The sequence below is a fragment of the Delftia sp. Lp-1 genome, from assembly GCF_020523835.1.
GTDB classification, from domain to species: Bacteria; Pseudomonadota; Gammaproteobacteria; order Burkholderiales; family Burkholderiaceae_C; genus Comamonas; species Comamonas acidovorans.
The window spans coordinates 605,911-626,793 of record NZ_JAJALJ010000001.1; the positions used below are offsets into that span (position 1 = coordinate 605,911).

At 63.2% G+C, this 20,883-nt stretch carries 19 protein-coding genes and 1 tRNA gene; 10 read left to right on the top strand and 10 right to left on the bottom strand.

Features of this window, described 5'->3' with window-relative positions; translation table 11 throughout:
• Positions 1-121 precede the first annotated feature (121 nt).
• The 4 genes from secA to LGR64_RS02635 all read left to right on the top strand — a co-directional run bounded on the left by secA (position 122) and on the right by LGR64_RS02635 (position 5,943).
• Positions 122-2,869: a preprotein translocase subunit SecA gene (secA, locus tag LGR64_RS02620; protein WP_013800813.1), complete on the top strand. Its 2,748-nt coding sequence runs from the start codon at positions 122-124 to the stop codon at positions 2,867-2,869.
• Between the two features lie 150 nt (positions 2,870-3,019).
• Complete coding sequence (gene argJ / locus LGR64_RS02625) at positions 3,020-4,252, top strand: bifunctional glutamate N-acetyltransferase/amino-acid acetyltransferase ArgJ (protein ID WP_013800814.1); 1,233 nt, start codon at positions 3,020-3,022, stop codon at positions 4,250-4,252.
• A gap of 165 nt (positions 4,253-4,417) precedes the next feature.
• The gene (locus LGR64_RS02630) at positions 4,418-5,374 is read left to right on the top strand and encodes an ATP-binding protein (protein ID WP_012207293.1); all 957 of its coding nucleotides are present in this window, start codon (positions 4,418-4,420) and stop codon (positions 5,372-5,374) included.
• Between the two features lie 50 nt (positions 5,375-5,424).
• On the top strand, positions 5,425-5,943 hold the full coding sequence (locus tag LGR64_RS02635; RefSeq protein WP_230354952.1) for a (deoxy)nucleoside triphosphate pyrophosphohydrolase: 519 nt from the start codon (positions 5,425-5,427) through the stop codon (positions 5,941-5,943).
• Positions 5,944-5,953: 10 nt separating this feature from the next.
• Here LGR64_RS02635 and LGR64_RS02640 read toward each other — a convergent pair whose 3' ends face one another.
• The 8 genes from LGR64_RS02640 to LGR64_RS02675 form a co-directional block, all read right to left on the bottom strand.
• Positions 5,954-6,190, bottom strand: a complete 237-nt coding sequence (locus LGR64_RS02640) for a DNA gyrase inhibitor YacG (protein WP_123691054.1) — start codon at positions 6,188-6,190, stop codon at positions 5,954-5,956.
• A gap of 17 nt (positions 6,191-6,207) precedes the next feature.
• Entirely contained in the window at positions 6,208-6,963 is a 756-nt protein-coding gene (gene zapD / locus LGR64_RS02645; protein ID WP_063328234.1) for a cell division protein ZapD, read from the bottom strand.
• An 89-nt stretch (positions 6,964-7,052) separates the two neighbouring features.
• On the bottom strand, positions 7,053-7,697 hold the full coding sequence (gene coaE, locus LGR64_RS02650; protein WP_141835097.1) for a dephospho-CoA kinase: 645 nt from the start codon (positions 7,695-7,697) through the stop codon (positions 7,053-7,055).
• A 14-nt stretch (positions 7,698-7,711) separates the two neighbouring features.
• Positions 7,712-8,599, bottom strand: a complete 888-nt coding sequence (locus tag LGR64_RS02655; RefSeq protein WP_141835094.1) for a prepilin peptidase — start codon at positions 8,597-8,599, stop codon at positions 7,712-7,714.
• Entirely contained in the window at positions 8,599-9,816 is a 1,218-nt protein-coding gene (locus LGR64_RS02660; protein WP_043822319.1) for a type II secretion system F family protein, read from the bottom strand. Before LGR64_RS02660 ends, LGR64_RS02655 begins: the two co-directional genes overlap by 1 nt.
• Positions 9,817-9,854: 38 nt before the next feature.
• A complete protein-coding gene (pilB, locus tag LGR64_RS02665) occupies positions 9,855-11,597 on the bottom strand; it encodes a type IV-A pilus assembly ATPase PilB (RefSeq protein ID WP_034396919.1) in 1,743 nt (580 codons plus the stop codon).
• Positions 11,598-11,727: 130 nt separating this feature from the next.
• A tRNA-Pro gene (locus LGR64_RS02670) sits at positions 11,728-11,804 on the bottom strand.
• A 33-nt stretch (positions 11,805-11,837) separates the two neighbouring features.
• Complete coding sequence (locus LGR64_RS02675) at positions 11,838-12,767, bottom strand: polyprenyl synthetase family protein (protein ID WP_034396917.1); 930 nt, start codon at positions 12,765-12,767, stop codon at positions 11,838-11,840.
• A gap of 230 nt (positions 12,768-12,997) precedes the next feature.
• On the opposite strand from LGR64_RS02675, the gene rplU reads away from it, so the two are divergent.
• From rplU to proB, 4 genes are all read left to right on the top strand, one after another.
• On the top strand, positions 12,998-13,309 hold the full coding sequence (gene rplU / locus LGR64_RS02680) for a 50S ribosomal protein L21 (protein ID WP_012207284.1): 312 nt from the start codon (positions 12,998-13,000) through the stop codon (positions 13,307-13,309).
• Between the two features lie 15 nt (positions 13,310-13,324).
• Positions 13,325-13,582, top strand: coding sequence for a 50S ribosomal protein L27 (gene rpmA, locus LGR64_RS02685; RefSeq protein ID WP_012207283.1), 258 nt, complete (start codon positions 13,325-13,327; stop codon positions 13,580-13,582).
• Between the two features lie 149 nt (positions 13,583-13,731).
• Complete coding sequence (cgtA, locus tag LGR64_RS02690) at positions 13,732-14,847, top strand: Obg family GTPase CgtA (RefSeq protein ID WP_141835090.1); 1,116 nt, start codon at positions 13,732-13,734, stop codon at positions 14,845-14,847.
• Positions 14,848-14,930: 83 nt separating this feature from the next.
• A complete protein-coding gene (gene proB / locus LGR64_RS02695) occupies positions 14,931-16,079 on the top strand; it encodes a glutamate 5-kinase (protein ID WP_141835087.1) in 1,149 nt (382 codons plus the stop codon).
• Positions 16,080-16,145: 66 nt separating this feature from the next.
• Here proB and LGR64_RS02700 read toward each other — a convergent pair whose 3' ends face one another.
• Positions 16,146-16,835 (bottom strand): RNA pyrophosphohydrolase, encoded by a 690-nt coding sequence (locus LGR64_RS02700; protein WP_013800822.1) that lies wholly within the window; start codon positions 16,833-16,835, stop codon positions 16,146-16,148.
• Positions 16,836-16,928: 93 nt separating this feature from the next.
• Here LGR64_RS02700 and LGR64_RS02705 point away from each other — a divergent pair, with 93 nt between their 5' ends.
• Positions 16,929-18,674 carry a proline--tRNA ligase gene (locus LGR64_RS02705; protein WP_141835083.1) on the top strand — a complete coding sequence of 582 codons (1,746 nt, stop codon included), beginning with the start codon at positions 16,929-16,931 and terminating at the stop codon, positions 18,672-18,674.
• A complete protein-coding gene (locus LGR64_RS02710) occupies positions 18,671-19,324 on the top strand; it encodes a lytic transglycosylase domain-containing protein (protein WP_071956726.1) in 654 nt (217 codons plus the stop codon). Before LGR64_RS02705 ends, LGR64_RS02710 begins: the two co-directional genes overlap by 4 nt.
• 54 nt (positions 19,325-19,378) lie before the next feature.
• On the opposite strand, the gene LGR64_RS02715 is transcribed toward LGR64_RS02710, so the two are convergent.
• Positions 19,379-20,752: a hemolysin family protein gene (locus LGR64_RS02715; RefSeq protein ID WP_034396907.1), complete on the bottom strand. Its 1,374-nt coding sequence runs from the start codon at positions 20,750-20,752 to the stop codon at positions 19,379-19,381.
• Between the last annotated feature and the right edge of the window lie 131 nt (positions 20,753-20,883).

Here is a 20,883-nt window from a genome sequence, read left to right on the forward strand (position 1 = left end):
GCATGTGTTCTTCAGAAGAGCACTTGCAGGCAGGTGGAGCGGCCCCATCTGAAATCCAACAATCTAGGGATTCCAGGCACACCGCAGTCCGCTTCAGCGGGCGGCGGTGTGTCTTTTTCGCATGGCCACCAACTTCCTCACCAAACTATTCGGCAGCCGAAACGATCGGCTTCTCAAGCAATACCGCAAGACGGTTGTTCGCATCAATGCGATGGAGCCCGACTACGAGAAGCTCAGCGACGAGGCTCTGCGTGCAAAGACGCAGGAGTTCAAGGAACGTGTGGCCAAGGGCGAGTCGCTGGACGACCTGCTGCCCGAAGCCTTCGCCGTGGTGCGCGAGGGCTCCAAGCGCGTCATGAAGATGCGCCACTTCGACGTTCAACTGCTGGGCGGCATGGCGCTGCACTACGGCAAGATCGCCGAAATGCGCACCGGCGAAGGCAAGACGCTGACCGCCACGCTGCCGGTCTACCTGAACGCACTGTCGGGCAATGGCGTGCACGTGGTGACCGTGAACGACTATCTGGCCAATCGCGATGCGACCTGGATGGCCAAGCTGTACAACTTCCTCGGACTGTCGGTGGGCATCAACCTGCCCAACATGCCGCGCGAGGAAAAGCAGGCCGCCTACAACAGCGACATCACCTACGGCACGAACAACGAATACGGCTTCGACTACCTGCGCGACAACATGGTCTACGAGTCGGGCGACCGCGTTCAGCGCGTGCTCAACTACGCCATCGTCGACGAGGTGGACTCCATCCTGATCGATGAGGCCCGCACGCCGCTGATCATCAGCGGCCAGGCCGAAGACCACACGGCCATGTACGTGGCCATGAACAAGATCGTTCCCAACCTGGTGCGCCAGGAAGGCGAAGCCGACCCGCGCACCGGCGAGGGCGTGACCAAGCCCGGCGACTTCACGGTGGACGAGAAGAGCCACCAGGTGTTCCTGACCGACCAGGGCTACGAGGCCGCAGAGCGCCTGCTGGGCCACGCCGGCATGATTGCCGAGGGCGCCTCGCTGTACGACCCGGCCAACATCACCCTGGTTCACCATCTCTACGCGGCGCTGCGTGCCAACAACCTCTACCACCGTGACCAGCACTATGTGGTGCAGAACGGCGAGATCGTCATCGTTGACGAGTTCACGGGTCGCCTGATGGCAGGCCGGCGCTGGAGCGACGGCCTGCACCAGGCGGTCGAGGCCAAGGAAGGCGTGACCATCCAGGCCGAGAACCAGACCATGGCCTCGATCACCTTCCAGAACTACTTCCGTCTCTACGGCAAGCTGGCTGGCATGACGGGCACGGCCGATACCGAGGCCTACGAATTCCAGGAAATCTATGGTCTCGAGACCATGGTGATTCCGCCCAACCGTCCCAGCAAGCGCGACGACCAGCTCGACCGTGTCTACAAGACCACGCGCGAGAAGTACGAGGCGGCGATCCGCGATATCCGTGAATGCCATGAGCGCGGCCAGCCTGTGCTGGTGGGCACGACTTCGATTGAGAACTCCGAAATCATCGACGAGCTGCTCAACAAGGAAAACCTGCCCCACCAGGTGCTCAACGCCAAGCAGCACGAGCGCGAGGCCGACATCGTGGCCCAGGCCGGTCGTCCCGGCATGATCACCATCGCCACCAACATGGCCGGCCGCGGCACCGACATCGTGCTGGGCGGCAACATCGAAAAGCAGGTGGCTGCTGTCGAGGCCGATGAATCCCTGTCCGAAGCCGAACGCCAGCAGCGCATCGAACAAATGCGCGCCGACTGGAAGATCGAGCACGACAAGGTCTCGGCCCTGGGTGGCCTGCGCATCATCGCCACCGAGCGCCATGAATCGCGTCGTATCGACAACCAGCTGCGTGGCCGTTCGGGTCGCCAGGGCGATCCCGGCTCCTCGCGCTTTTACCTGAGCCTGGACGATGCGCTGATGCGCATCTTCGCGGGCGACCGTGTGCGCGCCATCATGGACCGCCTGAAGATGCCCGATGGCGAAGCCATCGAAGCCGGCATCGTGACCCGCTCCATCGAAGGCGCTCAGCGCAAGGTCGAGGCCCGCAACTTCGACATCCGCAAGCAGCTGCTCGAATACGACGACGTGTCCAACGATCAGCGCAAGGTGATCTACCAGCAGCGCAACGAGATCCTCGACGCCTCGGACCTGTACGAGATGATCACGGTGATGCGCGACGACGTGGTGTCCGATCTGGTGCGCCAGTACGTTCCTGCCGAGTCCATGGAAGAGCAGTGGGACCTGGCCGGTCTGGAAAAGGCGCTGGAAAGCGAATGGCGCATCCAGCTGCCGCTGCAGTCGCAGGTGCAGTCCGCGCACGCCATCACCGACGAGGAAATCCTCGAAAAGGTGCTGCAGGCCGCCCGCGAAGTGTTCGATGCCAAGGTCGAGCTGATCGGCCGCGAGAACTTCACGCAATTCCAGCGCGCCGTTCTGCTGCAAAGCTTCGACACCAACTGGCGTGACCACCTGTCTGCACTCGACTATCTGCGCCAGGGCATCCACCTGCGCGGCTATGCGCAAAAGCAGCCCAAGCAGGAATACAAGCGCGAGGCCTTCGAGCTGTTCCGCCAGCTCATCGACCAGGTCAAGACCGAAGTCACGCGCGTGCTGATGACCGTGCAGGTGCAGTCGCGCGAACAGGTGGAGCAGGCCACCGAGGCCCTGGAGCAGCGCAGCGCCCACAGCCTGGAGCACATGACCTATGGCGCTCCGTCGGATGGCGACATCGGCGGCTCCGTCGAAGATGAGCCGTTGGAGCTGCCCGAAGGCGCTCGCGTGGGCCGCAATGATCCCTGCCCCTGCGGCAGCGGCAAGAAGTACAAGCAGTGCCACGGCAAGCTGTCGTGATGCGGCCGGCGTCGTAAGACGCCGCAAGACACGGAAAACGGCACGGATGCACTCCGTGCCGTTTTCTTTTTTAAGGTCGATGAAATATGTGCCGCTCCGGTTTGTTCCGATAATGGAGCGCGTTTTTCTTTCACTGTAGGAAGCCCCTCAATGCCTGTGAATCTCTCCGCTCCCGTGCACGCCGACCTGTTGGCGATCGACGGCGTTCGCATCGGCGTCACCGAAGCCGGTGTGCGCAAGGCCAACCGCAAGGACCTGTCCGTGTTCCTGCTCGACGAGGGCGCTTCGGTGGCTGGCGTGTTCACACAGAACCGTTTCTGCGCAGCGCCTGTGCAGGTCAGCCGCGAGCATCTGGTTCAGACAGCGGGCGCCATCCGTGCCATGGTCATCAACACAGGCAATGCCAATGCGGGCACCGGCGCCGACGGCCTGGCACGTGCGCGCCGTACCTGCGCAGATCTGGCAGCGCTGCTGCAGCTCAAGCCCGAGCAGATCCTGCCGTTCTCCACTGGCGTGATCATGGAAGAGCTGCCTGTGGACCGCATTGCAGCCGGCCTGCCGGCCGCCATTGCTGCAGCCAAGGCCGACAACTGGGGTACGGCTGCCGAGGGCATCATGACCACCGACACCCTGCCCAAGGCCTTCAGCCGGGCCGTGGACATTGGCGGCAAGCGCGTGAGCATCACCGGCATCAGCAAGGGCGCGGGCATGATCCGCCCCAACATGGCGACCATGCTGGGCTTTCTGGCCACCGATGCGGCCATCGCTCCCGAGCTGCTGCAGCCCCTGGTCAAGGAGCTGGCCGACGGCTCGTTCAACCGTGTGACCATCGACGGCGACACGTCGACCAACGATTCCTTTGTGCTGGTGGCCACGCACAAGGCCGGCAATGCGCAGATCACTTCGCTGACCAGCGCCGAAGGCCAGGCCCTGAAGGCTGCATTGCTGGATGTGTCGCGTTTGCTGGCCCAGGCCATCGTGCGCGATGGCGAAGGCGCCACCAAGTTCATCACCATCAAGGTGGAAGGTGGCAAGACCGAGGCCGAGTGCCGCCTGGTGGCCTACTCCATCGCGCATTCGCCCCTGGTCAAGACGGCGTTCTTTGCCAGCGACCCGAACCTGGGCCGCATCCTCGCGGCGGTTGGCTATGCTAGCATCGACGATCTGGACCAGACCAAGATCGACCTGTACCTGAACGATGTGCATGTCGCAGTCAATGGCGGCCGCAACCCTGCCTATCAGGAGGAAGACGGCCAGCGCGTGATGAAGCAGCAGGAGATCATCGTGCGCGTGCTACTGGGCCGAGGGGAGGCCGAGCAGACCGTGTGGACCTGCGATCTGAGCCACGACTACGTGAGCATCAACGCCGACTACCGCTCCTGACTCTCCACCCACCGTGCCGCCGGCAGCCGCAGGCCTTGTGCCTGGCTGCTGCCAGCTTTCAATGGCGGCCGGCGCGCAAAAGCTCTGGCGTTGGCATGAGATCCATCTCGATTCCCGGGTATATCCAGCGTCGGCAGCCGTGAGATCCGTATTCGAGAGACATCCATGACATTGCCCACAGAAGCCGTCGCCGCCCCTTTGCTGCAATTGGTGCAGCGCGCCGAGCAGCTGATGCAGCGCATCGAGGCCATCCTGCCCCAGCCGCTGCAATCCCCCGCAGACTGGAATACCGCGATCGCCTGGCGCTATCGCAAGCGCGCCAACGGCTGCGGTTTGCTGGAGCCCGTGCGCCACGTCGGCGCCATGCAACTGTCCGACCTGCAGAACATCGATGTGCAAAAGGACAAGATCGCGCGCAATACCGAGCAGTTCGTGACCGGCCGCACGGCCAACAACGTGCTGCTCACCGGCGCGCGCGGCACGGGCAAATCCTCGCTGATCCGTGCCTGCCTGCATGCCTTTGCTTCGCAGGGCCTGCGCCTGATCGAAGTGGACAAGGCCGATCTGACCGATCTGCCCGACATCGTCGATGTGGTGGCCGGCCGGCCCGAGAAGTTCATCATCTATTGCGACGATCTGAGCTTTGAGGAAGGCGAGCCTGGCTACAAGGCCCTGAAGTCCATTCTGGATGGATCGGTCAGCGCCGCCAGCCCGAACGTGCTGGTCTATGCGACCAGCAATCGTCGCCATCTGCTGCCGGAGTACCAGTCCGAGAATCTGACCTACCAGCGCGGCGAGGATGGGGAGCTGCATCCCGGCGAGGTGATTGAGGAAAAGATCTCCCTGTCCGAGCGCTTCGGCCTGTGGGTGAGCTTCTATCCCTTCAGCCAGGACGAGTACCTGCGCGTGGTGGCGCAATGGCTGGAGGCCCTGGGACTGGACCAGGCCACGATCGAGGCCGCGCGCCCTGAGGCCCTGGTCTGGGCGCTGGAGCGTGGCTCGCGCAGCGGCCGCGTGGCCCATCAGTTCGCGCGTGACTATGCGGGCCGCGCCGAGCGCCCGAACCAGCGCCAGACTGGCATCGCCGATGTCCAAGGGCTGGCCGAAGAGGCCGAACTCTGACAAGCCTGCTGCCCGGCCTTGGGGCCGGGCGGTTTTTTGCGAAAGATCAAGTGACTGAAAAAGAAATCTCCCTGAACACCGGCGCTGATGCTGCCCAGTCTCAAACGCCGTCTCAAGCGCCGGCCCAGCGCAAGCACACCGAAGTCGCTGTTGGCGTGCTCCTGCGCGAGTCCGATGGCGCGCTGCTGATCACCAGTCGGCCGCCTGGCAAGCCCTATGCCGGCTATTGGGAGTTCCCTGGCGGGAAGATCGAATCCGGCGAGACCGTGGAGCAGGCATTGCATCGCGAGCTTCAGGAAGAGCTGGGCGTCGAGATCGCAGCAGCCCCCGTCTGGAAGGTGACCGAGCATGACTATCCGCATGCCCTGGTGCGCCTGCACTGGTGCAAGATCACGCGTTGGAGTGGGGAGTTCGAGATGCGAGAAGGCCAGCAGATGGCCTGGCAGCAACTTCCGCTGCAGGTGCAGCCGGTGCTGCCTGGCGCCTATCCGGTGCTGCAATGGCTCAGCGAGGAACGTGGGCTGCCTTTTGATGCCGGCTTCTATGAGGCAGGTCAACCGAAAGTCTGATCAGACCTGATCAAGGTTCAGTGCGAGGATCGCCGAAGGGCGAATCCTCCGGGGGCATGGGCGCAGGCACGCGGAATTCCTCGTTGGCCCAGGCGCCCAGGTCGATCTGGTAGCAGCGCTCGCTGCAAAAGGGCCGAAAGCGGTTGGCCGGCGCGAACAGGCTGGGGCCGCTGCAGGTCGGGCAGCGCACCGTGGGCCCTGCGGATGCGGATGATGCATCGACAGAGGGCGTGGCTTTCGTGGACATGCCGGCAGTCTTTTCCATCAGCTGCAAAGCGTGACCTCGAACGAGGCATCTTCGTTGCAAGGCTGGGGTTTGGCGCCGCTCTCGGGGCGAAGCAGGCGCACTGAAACCAACAGGCGGTTGCCGCTGATTTCCGGAACAAGATTCAACGCAGGGTCTATGCGAAGGCGCAGCAGCTGAAAGCTGCGACCGGGCGGCATGGCCTGCTGGAACACGCCCTTTTCTGCGGCCACCCATTGCGGCACGCCTGTTTCGCGCAGCATCTTGAGCAGCAGCTGCAGCGACTGACCCAGCGGGGTCAGTGTGCTGGCCCAGTCCTCCAGATCACGCAGGCGCACCTGGGGGTCATGGAACTGCCAGGCGTGATAGGCCGGCAAATCGAAACCGCAGGTGCCGCCAGGGATGCCGATGCGGCTGCGCACGGCCATCAGCCATTCGTTGTCGGTCAGGGACTGGCCGGCCTTTCCGTTCTGGGCGTTGAGCTGGGCAAAGCACTGCTCCACATGGCGGGACACCTGGTCGAGCATGTGCTCGGCGATATCGGGGTTGCCGCGCAGGCTGTCGAGCAGGCTTTTGTGGCGTTCGAGGTCCTTGAGCACGTCCGTCTTGAGGTCGGTGCGTGCTGCCACGTCCATGATCTCGAAGATGGTGACCAGCGCGAAATGGTGATCGATGGAATGAGCGCGCGACAGCAGCTCGCCCAGGCGGCGATACAGCTGCTCCAGCCTGAGGTAGGTCCTCAGGCGCTCATTGAAAGGATATTCGTACAGGATCACGCTTGCTGGGCTCCTCGGGGTGCTCAGGAATCAGCTGTCTACGTCGTGCACATGCTGAATTACACGCACAGGCCAAGCCATGGCGTGCATCATAGCCCGAACCATGCCGAGATTCGATCGCTGCATGCGCGCAAAGCCTCTATCGTCATGGCTTCGTCGTTGTAGATCACCCAGTCGGCCGCAGCCAGCCGTGCCGCGCGGGTGGCCTGGGCGGCGACGATGGCTTGCACAGCATCGCGGGGCAATCCGTTGCGGGCCATGACGCGTGCGATCTGTGTTTCCGTCCGGCAGTCCACGACCAGCACGGCATCGAGCAGGGCAGGCCAGCGGCCGGACTCCACAAGCAGCGGGATGTCATGCACGATGAGCGCGCATCCGGCATCGGTGGCCTGCTGGACTTCAAGGGCCGTTTGCCGAGCCACCAGAGGGTGGATGATGGCTTCCAACTGCTGGCGTGCGGCAGGCTGCTGGAAGACCAGTTCGCGCATTCGCGCACGGTCCAGAGCACCGTTCGCATCGATCAGTTCAGGCCCGAAACGGCGCGCAATCTCGGGCAATGCGGCGCCTGCCGGGGCGGTGAGGCTGCGCGAGATCTGGTCGGCATCGATGATGCTTGCTCCGCACAAGGCAAGCTGTGCGGCCACGGTGCTCTTGCCGCTGCCGATGCCGCCGGTCAGGCCCAGCCGGAAAGGGCGCGGGTGCGGACGTGGTGGCGGGGCGTTGCTGGATTCCATGCCGCAGTGTCGGATCAAAGACCGATGGCCGCCAACAGGGATTGCAGCATCTGCTGGGGTCCGAACACCATGGCGGCAAAGCCGGCGCCCGCAAGAAAGGGGCCAAAGGGAACATAGCCACCTTCGCGCAGGCGGCTGTTGATCTTCAGCGCAATGCCCACGATGGCGCCAATCACGGACGAGATCAGGATGATGGGCACAAGAGCCTGCCAGCCGAACCAGGCCCCCAGCGCGGCAAACAGCTTGAAGTCGCCGTAGCCCATGCCTTCCTTGCCGGTGACCAGCTTGAAGGCCCAGTAGACCAGCCACAGCGAAAGATAGCCCGCTGCGGCACCCCAGACCGCGTCGGCCAGAGGCACAGCGGTCCAGTGCAGTGCCGATGAAAGCAGCCCGGCCCACAGCAAGGGCAGGGTGATGTCGTCGGGGAGTAGTGTGGTATCCCAGTCGATCAATGCCAGGCTCAGCAAGGCGGCGCTGAACAGGCACCAGATGGCGCCCGTGGGCGTGATGCCCCATTGCATCGTGCAGTAGGCGAATAGCGCAGCGCAGGCCAGTTCCACCAGCGGGTAGCGGATGCTGATCGATGCCTTGCATTCCGAGCACCGGCCCCGCAGTGCCAGATAGCTGAGCACGGGAATGTTCTCGTACCAATGGATGGCATGGCCGCAATGCGGGCAGCGCGAGCGGGGGCGGCTCAGGCTCAGGGGAGCCTCGGCAGGGTCAGTCGCAGCAGCAGAGGGAGGTGCGGCACCGGACTGCTCCTGTGCCCATTGGGCGCATTCCGCGTTCCATTGCTGTTCCATCATGCGTGGCAGCCTGTGCACCACCACGTTGAGAAAGCTGCCCACCAGCAGGCCAAGCAGGCCGCCCAACGCGGCCTGCATCCAGGGATCCAAGGGCATCAAACCACCTGGCCCAGCTTGAAGATGGGCAGGTACATGGAAACCACGATGCCGCCGATCAGGGTGCCCAGGAAGACGATGATGATGGGTTCCATCAGGCTGGACAGGCCGGCCACCATGTCATCGACTTCCTCTTCGTAGAAATCGGCCGCCTTGCCAAGCATGTGGTCGATGGAGCCGGATTCCTCGCCGATGGCGCACATCTGCAGCACCATGGAGGGAAAGACGTTGGCATTGGTCATGGCCACCGTGAGGCTGGTGCCGGTGGAGACTTCCTGCTGGATCTTCTCGGTGGCATTGGCGTAGACGGCATTCCCGGAGGCGCCGCCGACGGAATCCAGTGCCTCGACCAGCGGAACGCCTGCCGCAAACATTGTCGACAGCGTGCGCGTCCAGCGTGCAACGCAGGATTTCTCGATCAGCACGCCAAAGACCGGCATCTTCAACATTGCACGATCCATGAACTGCTGCATGCGCTCATTGCGCTTCCAGGCCTGCATGAAGAAGTAGAAGCCGCCTCCGATCACGCCGAAGATCACCCACCACCATTGGACAAAGATGTCGCTGATACCCATCACGAACAGCGTCGGTGCCGGCAGATCCGCGCCGAAGGAGCTGAACACTTCCTTGAAGGCGGGAATCACGAAGATCATGATGATGGTCACGACGATGAAGGCCACGACGATCACCGAGATCGGATACATCAAGGCGGACTTGATCTTGGACTTGATGGCCTCGGTTTTTTCCATATAGGTGGCCAGCCGATCGAGCAGGGCCTCCAGGATACCGGCCGCTTCCCCGGCCTCCACCAGATTGCAGTAGAGGCTATCGAAGTACATGGGGTGCTTGCGATAGGCCGCATTCAGCGAGGTGCCCGTCTCCACGTCGGAGCGGATATCGGCCAGCAGGCGCGTGACACTGGGGTTGGTGTTGCCGCGCCCGACGATGTCGAAGGCCTGCAGCAGCGGGACACCAGCCTTCATCATCGTGGCCATCTGGCGCGTGAACAGCGCGATGTCCTTGGGTTTGATCCTCTTGCCGCCGCGCGTACGGCGCTTCTTGATCTTGCTGGGAAGCACGCCCTGGCGGCGCAGCATGGCCTGGACCTGGTTGATGCCTCCGGCCCGGGTTTCGCCTCGAATGATCTTGCCGTTGCGATCCTTGCCTTCCCACTCGAAGACAAATTCCTTGATTCCCTTGGACGCGGCTGTGGCCATCGTGCTCCCTCTTTTGTTGTCTGCGCTGTCCGCGCTATTTACTCATTGGTAACTGCCAGCACTTCTTCGAGCGAGGTCAGTCCTAGTCTGGCCTTGTGCAGTCCGGATCCGCGCAGAGACCGAACGCCTTCCCGCTTGGCCTGTGCCGCGATCTCCAGCGCGCTGCCGTCCTGCAGGATGATGCGCTGGATTTCTTCGCTGATCGGCATCACCTGGTAGATGCCGACACGTCCCTTGTAGCCGTTGTTGCATGCCTGGCAGCCCACGGGCTTGTAGGTGACCCAGCTGCCATCGATGTCCGCCTCGTCATAGCCCGCCTCCAGCAGCGCCTCCCGCGGGATATCCGCAGGCTCCTTGCACTGGGGGCACAGGCGCCTGGCCAGCCGCTGGGCGGTGATCAGGATCACGCTCGATGCGATGTTGAAGGGGGCAATGCCCATGTTGCGCATGCGCGTCAACGTGGTCGGTGCGTCGTTGGTGTGCAGCGTGGACAGCACCAAGTGACCGGTCTGCGCGGCCTTGATCGAGATGTCGGCGGTTTCCAGGTCACGGATTTCACCGACCATGATGATGTCGGGATCCTGGCGCAGAAAGGCCTTGAGCGCCGTCGCAAAGGTAAGGCCCGCCTTTTCGTTCACATTGACCTGGTTGACACCGGGCAGGTTGATTTCCGAGGGGTCTTCTGCCGTCGCGATGTTCACCCCGGCCTTGTTCAGCATGTTCAGGCAGGTGTACAGCGACACCGTCTTGCCCGAGCCCGTGGGGCCTGTCACCAGAATCATTCCGTAGGGGCGCCCGATGGCTTCGATCAGACGTGCCTTTTCCTCGGGTTCGTAGCCCAGGGCATCAATGCCCATCTTGGCCGAGCTCGGGTCAAGGATACGGATCACGATCTTCTCGCCGAAGAGCGTGGGCAGGGTGCTCACGCGAAAATCGATGACGCGGTCCGGACCCACCTTGAGCTTCATGCGCCCGTCTTGCGGAACCCGCTTTTCCGAGATGTCCATGCGCGAGATCACCTTGATGCGCGAGGCCAGCTTCTCCTTGATCGCAATGGGGGGCGATGCAATCTCGCGCAACTCGCCGTCAATCCGGAAGCGCACGCGGTACTGATGTTCGTAGGGCTCGAAATGCAGGTCCGACGCGCGCATGTTGAAGGCGTCGAGCAGCATTTTGTGCAGGAACTTGACGATGGGCGCGTCCTCGACGTCCGTTGCCGCCGTGTTGTCCTTCTCCTCGGCAACCTCGTCGGGCTTGAGGTCGCCGAACTCGAAATCGCCGCCCCCGCTGTAGCTCTCCATGGTTTCGCTGGCGCTTTTGCTCTGCTGAGCTATCAGGCGTTCCAGCTTGTCGGCCTCGACGATGATCCAATCCACGCCTAGCTGGGTGGTGAACTTGATCTGCTCTGCAGCTTCCTGCTGTGTCGGGTCGGCCGTGGCCACCGTGATGCGGTTGCCTCGCTTGCTCAAGGGGAGGACGCGATAGGAGCTGATGATCTTGGCGTCCAGCAACTCATGCGGCAGGCGCGCGGCGTTGATGGCATCAAGATCGAGCAGCGGCGCGCTGAACATGGTGGAGACCGTCTCGGCCACTTCCAGGGCTGAGAGGATGCCCGCGTTGCTCAACTCGGCAATGAACGAGGTGCGGTTGGCGCCGGCCTTGCTGGCGGCGGCTTCCGCTGCCTGCTGCGATACCTTGCCTGCTGATATCAGGGCTCGCCCGATGCCGGGAAGCGATGCAACAGCGGAAGCATTCTTGAGCGAGGAGTCAGCAACAGCCATGTAGCAAGACGTTTGAGAGGAAAGGACATTTATCCTATCATCCCTGAAGGCTTGAAAGGCCAGACGCACTGTTGCGCACCCAGGTCTTGAACCTGGCTCAATGGTGGCGTGGTGATGAAGTGACCAGAAATGGTCGGGGTGAGAGGATTCGAACCTCCGGCCTCTACGTCCCGAACGTAGCGCTCTACCAGGCTAAGCTACACCCCGTTGCTTTTTTAGACAAAGCGATGCAGCCTGAAATCAGGTGCGTCGCTCCAAAAGCTGAGAGGCTAATTGTAGCAAACTTGCCGTATGCAAATTGCTCGGGAGCACATTTATTGCGTCAATGGCGCGGCGTGCCTCGGCATGGGCGGCTTCGCGTGCCACATCCAGCGCGCCTGTGCTGCGCACGATATCCACAACGGCAGACAACTGCTCGGTTGAGCCCTGCTCGATGGCGTTGCGCACGATGGCAGCCTGCTCCGGAGTGCCGCGCTGCATGGCGGCAATCAGCGGCAGGGTGCACTTGCCTTCGCGCAGGTCGTCGCCCAGGTTCTTGCCCATTTCCTGGGTGTCGCCTGTGTAGTCGAGCACGTCGTCAATGATCTGGAAGGCGGTGCCCAGGGCCTGGCCATAGATGGCGCAGGCCTGTTCGATCTCGCGGGGTGCGTCGGCCAGCACGGCGCCCAGCTGGGCGCTGGCCTCGAACAACTGGGCGGTCTTGGAGCGGATGACGTGCAGGTAGCCGGCTTCATCCAGCGAGGCATCGTGCGTGTTGATTAACTGCTGCACCTCGCCCTCGGCGATCACGTTGGTGGCGTCCGAGAGGATCTTGAGCACACGCATGCTGCCCACTTCCACCATCATCTGGAAGGAGCGCGAGTGCAGGAAGTCCCCGACCAGCACGCTGGCCGGATTGCCGAAGGTCTCGTTGGCCGTCGGGCGGCCACGGCGCAGGGTGGACTCGTCCACCACGTCGTCGTGCAGCAGAGTGGCGGTATGAATCAGCTCGACCACGGCCGCCAGGACATGCCTGTCCCTGCCTTCGTAGCCCAGCGCATTGCAGACCATGAGCAGCAGGGCCGGGCGAAGGCGCTTGCCGCCTGCAGCAATGATGTACTGGGAGATCTGGGCAATCAGCGGGACGGTGGTCGTCAGGCGCTGGGCGATCACATGATCCACCTCGCGCATGTCGTCAGTGATCAGGGCAAGCGGATTGGGGGTGGAGAGAGCTGTGGTCAAGGTACTGTGGCCGCCAAGTGGATCGGCAATTATAGGAAGAGCGATCCCGCCTGCGGCCCGCTCTGGCGGTTGTTTGGGCGCGGGGTGGGAGCGCTTCATGCAAAGAATGTGAGCGCGTGCTAGAATCTCCGGCTTCCGTGGAAATTCGTTCGCGGAACTCTCAAATTCAAGAGGTTTAAATGTACGCAGTCATAAAAACCGGCGGCAAGCAGTATCGCGTTGCAGCCGGCGAAAAGATCAAGGTAGAACAGATTGCTGCGGACGTAGGCCAAGAAGTTGTGATCGATCAGGTTCTGGCAGTCGGCAACGGCGCTGAAATCAAGGTCGGCACACCTCTGGTGTCCGGTGCGTCTGTCAAGGCAACCGTGGTTGCTCACGGCAAGCACGACAAAGTGCACATCTTCAAGATGCGCCGTCGTAAGCATTATCAGAAGCGCCAAGGCCATCGCCAGCAGTTCACAGAGCTGCAGATTGTGGCGATCGCTGCTTAATTCAGGAGCTGAGTCATGGCACAGAAAAAAGGCGGCGGCTCTACGCGAAACGGGCGCGATTCCAAGCCCAAAATGCTCGGCGTGAAGGCTTTCGGTGGTGAACTGATCACGGCCGGCTCGATCATCGTGCGCCAACGTGGCACCAAGTTCCATCCCGGCGACAACGTCGGCGTGGGCAAGGACCACACCCTGTACGCTCTGGTGGACGGCCACGTGTCGTTTGCTGTCAAGGGTGCACTGTCCAAGCACACGGTCAATGTGACGGCTGCCTAAGCCCTGTCACTTCGACGCTCGAAGCCCCGACCTGTCGGGGCTTTGTCGTTTCAGGAGGGTTGTGCATCGTGCCTTCGCCCTCTTTTCCGTCTCTGAGGTGTGGCCTGGGGCTGTCTGGTGCACACTGCTTTTTGTAAACTGGATGCCTCATGAAGTTCGTCGACGAAGCTTATATCGACATTTCCGCCGGTGACGGCGGCAATGGCTGCGTGTCATTCCGGCACGAAAAATACAAGGAATTTGGCGGTCCCGATGGTGGAGACGGTGGCCGTGGCGGCCATGTCTACGCGGTGGCCGATGTCAACCTCAACACTCTGGTGGACTACCGCTTCTCGCGCCGGCACGATGCCACGCGCGGTGAGCACGGCAAGGGCTCGGACATGTTTGGTGCGGCGGGCAACGACATCACGCTGCGCATGCCGGTTGGCACCATCATCAGTGATGCCGAAACCGGCGAGGTGCTCTACGAGCTGCTGACGGCCGGTGAGGTGGTCACCATTGCCAAGGGTGGCGACGGCGGCTACGGCAACCTGCGCTTCAAGAGCGCCATCAACCGCGCGCCTCGGCAAAAGACACCGGGCTGGCCTGGCGAGCGCAAGAATCTCAAGCTGGAGCTCAAGGTGCTGGCCGACGTTGGTCTGCTGGGCATGCCCAATGCGGGCAAGTCCACCTTCATTGCCGCGGTCTCCAATGCACGCCCCAAGATTGCCGACTACCCGTTCACCACGCTGCATCCCAATTTGGGCGTGGTGCGCGTTGCTGCCGAGCAGAGCTTTGTGGTGGCCGACATCCCCGGCCTGATCGAAGGCGCCTCGGAAGGTGCGGGCCTGGGTCACCAGTTCCTGCGCCATCTGCAGCGCACCCGATTGCTGCTGCATGTGGTGGACCTGGCGCCGTTCGATGACAGCGTGGATCCTGTGGCCCAGGCCAAGGCCATCGTGGGCGAGCTGCAGAAGTACGATGCCGAGCTGTACAACAAGCCGCGCTGGCTGGTGCTCAACAAGCTGGACATGGTGCCGGCCGAGGAGCGCGCTGCACGCGTCAAGGACTTCGTCAAGCGCTTCAAGTGGAAGGGGCCGGTCTTCGAGATTTCCGCCCTGACGCGCGAAGGCTGCGAAGTGCTGATCCGCACCATCTACAAACATGTGCATGAGCAGCAGCAGATCGAGGCCGGTCCCAAGGAAATCGATCCGCGCTTCGTCGAAGTCGAGGGTGATGGCTTAGATCTCACCGATCCGCGTTTTGCCCCTCGCGATTCCGAGTAAGAGTCGCCTGCCGCTCCCATCGCCTTGATCACAACAGCGGCGCGGCCTGCCTGGGCCTGTGCTGCAAGAATCACTATCCATCCATGTCTTCCAACTTGTTGCGTGATGCCCATCGCATCGTGGTCAAGGTCGGCTCCAGCCTGGTGACCAATGAAGGTCGCGGTCTTGATGAAGCCGCCATCCAGGAATGGAGTCGCCAACTGGCGGCCCTGGTGCGCGGGGATGAGAGCCATGGCGGTCAGCGGCGCGAGGTGATCATGGTCTCCAGCGGCGCGGTGGCCGAAGGCATGAAGCGCCTTGGCTGGGCCGCGCGGCCCAAGGAGATCCATGAGCTGCAGGCCGCTGCAGCCGTGGGCCAGATGGGGCTGATACAGATGTACGAGTCCAAGCTGCGCGAGCAGGGCATGGGCAGTGCCCAGGTGCTGCTCACGCATGCCGACCTGGCGGACCGCGAGCGCTATCTGAATGCGCGCAACACCTTGCTGACGCTGCTGGAGCTGGGCATCGTGCCGGTGATCAACGAGAACGACACCGTGGTCAACGATGAGATCAAGTTCGGCGACAACGACACCCTGGGCGCTCTGGTTGCCAATCTGATCGAGGCCGATGCCCTGGTCATCCTCACCGATCAGCGAGGCCTTTACAGCGCCGATCCGCGCAGCAATCCCGATGCGCGTTTCGTCGACGTGGCAAATGCCGGCGATCCTGCACTGGAGGAGATGGCGGGCGGCGCGGGCTCGTCCATCGGCAAGGGTGGGATGATCACCAAGATCCTCGCGGCCAAGCGTGCGGCGGGCTCGGGTGCTTCAACCGTCATCGCCTGGGGGCGTGAACAGGACGTGCTGGTGCGTCTGGCTGCGGGCGAGTCCATTGGCACGCTGCTCGTTGCGCAGACCCACAAGAACCAGGCGCGCAAGCAGTGGATTGCCGACCATCTGCAACTGCGCGGTTCCGTGTCCGTGGATGCCGGTGCCGTGGCCAAGCTGCGCGACGAAGGCAAGAGCCTGCTGCCCATCGGCATGGTGAATGTGGATGGCGAATTCGCCCGCGGCGATGTGATTGCCGTGCGCGATGCGCTGGGCATCGAGGTGGCGCGTGGTCTGGCCAACTATGCAAGTGCCGAGGCGCGTCTGCTTTGTCGTAAGAGCTCGGTGGAGATCGAGCGCCTGCTGGGCTATTCCGCAGGCCCGGAGATGGTGCACCGCGACAACATGGTGATTGCCGGGCACTGATGCCTGCGCAATCGGGGCAAAGAAAAAGCGCACCCTCGGGTGCGCTTTTGCATGGAGCCTTTGGCTTCAGGCCTTGCCTGGATCGGGGTGCAAGATCTGCTGCTGCCCTGACTGTGGATCAGGGTCGAAGCAGGCACCAGGCGGCAACTCCATACCGGGATTGACGCGAAAGCTGCCTGAGCGCGCCGGATGCAAGCCTGGAGCGCCATAGGTTTCGGGACCTGTTTCATGGGCTTCCCTGGGGCGCATGCCGCTGCGAAGATAGCGGTTGCGCTGCTGCTCGCCCCGTGGCAGAAAGCGTGCCAGCTCGGTCAGGGCCATCTCGTAGACGCCGCGTTTGAACTCCACCACCACATCCAGTGGCACCCAGTAGTCATTCCAGCGCCAGGCGTCGAATTCGGGGTGGTCGGTGGCACGCAGGTTCAAATCCCAGTCGTGACCCATGAGTTGCAGCAAATACCAGATCTGCTTCTGGCCTTTGTAGTGTCCGCGCGCATCGCGGCGGATGTACCGGTCTGGCACCTCGTAGCGCAACCAGTCCCGGGTGCGGGCGACCACGCGAACGTGGTTGGGCATCAACCCCACTTCCTCATGCAGTTCCCGGAACATGGCCTGTTCGGGTGTCTCCCCCCGGTCAATGCCGCCCTGTGGAAACTGCCAGCTGTGGGTGCGGATGCGCTTGCCCCAGAACACCTGGTTCTTTTGGTTGAGCAGGATGATGCCGACGTTCGGGCGAAATCCGTCCCGGTCAAGCATAATCGAACCCCAATTTTCTGAATTGTGTCCATTATGCACGGTGCCTTGCCAGCGGCAAGCACGCTGCCCCGATTCCCGCGAAGCCCCTGATCCATGAAAGCCTCCCAATTTTTCATCTCCACTCTCAAGGAAGCTCCGGCCGATGCGGAAGTGGTCAGCCACAAGCTCATGACGCGGGCCGGCCTGATCAAGAAGCTGGGCGCAGGCATCTATAACTACATGCCCATGGGGCTGCGCGTGATCCGCAAGGTCGAGGCCATCGTGCGCGAGGAAATGAACCGTGCCGGTGCCGTGGAAGTGACCATGCCCGTGGTCCAGCCTGCCGAGATGTGGGAGGAGACCGGCCGCTTCGAGAAGATGGGTCCCGAGCTGCTGCGCATCAAGGACCGCCATGGCCGTGACTTCGTGATCCAGCCCACCAGCGAAGAGGTGGTGACGGACATTGCGCGCCAGGAGCTCAAGAGCTACAAGCAACTGCCCAAGAATTTCTACCAGATCCAGACCAAGTTCCGCGATGAGCGCCGCCCGCGCTTTGGCCTGATGCGCGGCCGCGAGTTCATCATGAAGGACGCCTATTCCTTCGACAAGGACCGCGACACCGCCCAGATCAGCTACCAGACCATGCGCGCGGCCTACAAGCGCATCTTCGATCGCTTCGGCCTGCAGTACCGTGCCGTGCGTGCCGACAGCGGCGCCATCGGCGGTGATCTGAGCGAGGAATTCCAGGTGATCGCCTCCACGGGCGAAGACGCCATCGTCTACTGCCCCAGCAGCGACTACGCCGCCAATATCGAGAAGGCCGAGGCCCTGGCGCCTGTAGGCCCCCGTCCCGCTGCAGCCCAGGCCATGGCCCGTGTGGCAACGCCGGGCAACAGCACCTGCGAATCCGTGGCTGCCCAGCTGGGCCTGCCGCTGTCGCAGACGGTGAAGTCCCTGGTGCTGGCCACCGACAAGCTCGACGACAAGGGCGATGTGGCGGGAAGCCAGGTCTGGTTGCTGCTGCTGCGTGGCGACCATGAGATGAACGAGATCAAGGTGGCCAAGGTGCCTGGCCTGGACGTGGGCTTCCGCTTTGCCACGGTGGCCGAGATCGAGGAGCACTTCGGTTGCCAGCCCGGGTACCTGGGCCCCATCGGCCTGAAGCAGCCTGTGAAGCTGGTCGTGGACCGCGAGGTCGCCGTGATGGCCGACTGGGTCTGCGGCGCGAACGAGGCCGACTTCCACATCACCGGCGTGAACTTCGGCCGTGACCTGCCTGAGCCTGATGTCGTGGCCGACCTGCGCAATGTGGTGGCCGGCGACAAGTCCCCCGATGGCGCGGGCGAGCTGGCCATCGAGCGCGGCATTGAAGTGGGCCATGTGTTCTACCTGGGCACCAAGTACTCCCAGGCCATGAACGCCACCTTCCTGGCCGAGAACGGCAAGCCCTCGCTGTTTGAAATGGGTTGCTACGGCATTGGCGTGACACGCCTGCCCGCTGCCGCCATCGAGCAGAACCATGATGAGCGCGGCATCATCTGGCCCGACGCGATTGCACCCTTCACCGTGGTGGTCTGCCCCATCGGCATGGACCGCAGCGAGCCCGTGAAGGAAGCCGCCGAGAAGCTGCATGCCGAGCTGCTGGCACTGGGCGTGGACGTGATCTTGGACGACCGCGGCGAACGCCCGGGCGCCATGTTTGCCGACTGGGAACTGATTGGCGTGCCGCACCGCGTGGTGCTGTCCGACCGCGGCCTCAAGGAAGGCCAGGTCGAGTACCAGCATCGCCGCGACACGGAAGCGACCAAGATGGCCGCTGCCGATGTGCTGGGCCATCTCAAGCAGAGGCTGGGTCTGTGAGCCAGGCCCCCGTGATGGCGCGCCGCGATTGCCTGCGCCTGGCGGCTTCGCTGGGTGCTGCGCCGTTGCTGGGCGCGGTGGCCGCGCCCGCCTGGGCCGGCGGGCAGCTGGAAGAGCCGCTGGCCGATTCGGTGCGCACCGCGCTGAGTTCGGCCGTCACGGGATCGGCGCCGCCCGAGCTGCGCTTTGCCTCCACCGAGGCCCGCATGGACTACCTGCGCTGGCTCACCGCCAGCAGCGAGCGCCTGCGCTCGCGCAAGCCCGAACTTGCAACACGGCTGGAGTTCCTGCAGACCGTTTGGTACGAGGCGAAGCGTGCCGGCCTGGAAGTCTCGCTGGTGATGGGACTGGTGCAGGTGGAGAGCGCGTTCCGCAAGTTCGCCATCTCCAGCGTGGGCGCGCGCGGCTACATGCAGATCATGCCGTTCTGGATGCGGCTGATCGGCGATGGCGACATCGGCAAGCTGTTCCATATGCAGACCAATCTGCGCTTTGGCTGCGTCATCCTGCGCCACTATCTGGACCGTGAAAACGGCGATGCCTACATGGCGCTGGGCCGCTACAACGGCAGCCGGGGGCAGCCCCAATACCCGAATGCGGTGTTTGCTGCGCAGCGCCGCTGGGAGATCGAGCCCTCGCGCTCGGCCTGAGGGGCCGCAGGCTGGCGCCTGGCGGCAGTCCTGCAGGCCTGTCTTGCTGCGTTTTCAGGACGACGTGTCCGGCGACATGCTGGACACCTTGGCCACGGCGGCGGCCGTATCGCCTGCATTGGGCGGCGCGGCCGGGCTGCTGCCGGACATGCGCGTGACCAGGACTTGGTCGATGCGGTAGCTGTCCACATCCATGACCTCGAAGCGGTAGCCGCCCCATTGCACGGTGTCCGTGCGCCTGGGAATGCGCCGAAGCATGACCATGAGGAAGCCCCCCAGGGTTTCGTAGTCCTCGGAATGCGGCAGCTCGTCGAGCTCCAGGGCCTGCATCACATCCTCGACCGGCGTGACGCCATCGATCAACCAGGAGTTCTCGTCGCGGCGCAGGATCTGTTCCTCGTCGCCGGGGCTGACGAGGCCGCCCATCACCGTGCTCATCACGTCATTGAGCGTGACCACGCCGACCACCAGGCTGTATTCGTTGACGATGACGGCAAAGTCCTCATGCACCTGGCGGAACTGCTCCAGCACCTCGGCCAGCGTCAGGCGGTCCGGCACGACCAGCACCTTGTGGACCAGCGAATCGTCCATGAGCGACAGGGACTGGTTGTTCAGCGCGCGCTGGAACAGGTCCTTGGCATCGACATAGCCGACGATGTGGTCGATGTCGCCGTCGCAGACGGGGTAGGTGGAAAAAGGCTCCTCGGCAATGCGGACCCGGATCAGTTCATCGGGGTCGTCGCGGTGGAAGTAGGCGATGCGGTCGCGCTGCGTCATGGCCGAGCCGATGGTGCGCGAGTCCAGCTCGAACAGGTTGGCGATCACCTGCTGCTCCTTCGCGGCCAGCACGCCTGCGCGCGCTCCGGCTTCGGTCATGGCCAGGATGTCTTCGTGCGTGATACGGTCATCGCGCACCGTGGGCAGGCCGAACAGCTTGGCAACGGCGTCGGCCAGATGGTTGAAGCACCAGACCAAGGGCTTGAGCACCGCCATGCACCAGAGCATGGGGCGCAGCACGCGGATGGCCAGGGCCTCGGGCTCGGCCATGCTCAGGCGCTTGGGCAGCAGGTCGGCGAACAGGATGAACAGGGAGGTGACGCTGGCGAACGAGAGCAGGAAGCCCACGGTCTGCGCACGGCTGTCGGGCAGCCAGAGCATCAGCAGCTCGGCCAGATAGGGGGTCAATGCCCCTTCGCCCACCACGCCGCCCAGGATGGCGACGGCATTGAGCCCAATCTGCGTGACCGTGAAATATTCGCCCGGCTGGGCCTGCATCTTCATGACCAGTTCGGCGCGGGGTTCGCCGTCCTCCATCATCTGCCGCAGTCGCAGGCGCCGCGAGGCGGCCAGCGAGATCTCGGCCACGGAGAAGAAGGCACTGGTCAATATCAGCGCGACGATCAACAGCAGACTTTGGGACAGGCTCATAGGCAGGGCGGAGAAGCGGGCGCAGGCGCGCTTTTCCGGATGTGAAAGATGTGACCATTCGACCACACATCGCATGCCCCTGGCCCTGAGGCATGCCCGGGGAGTCCGCCGGCAGCGCGGCACAGGCGAGA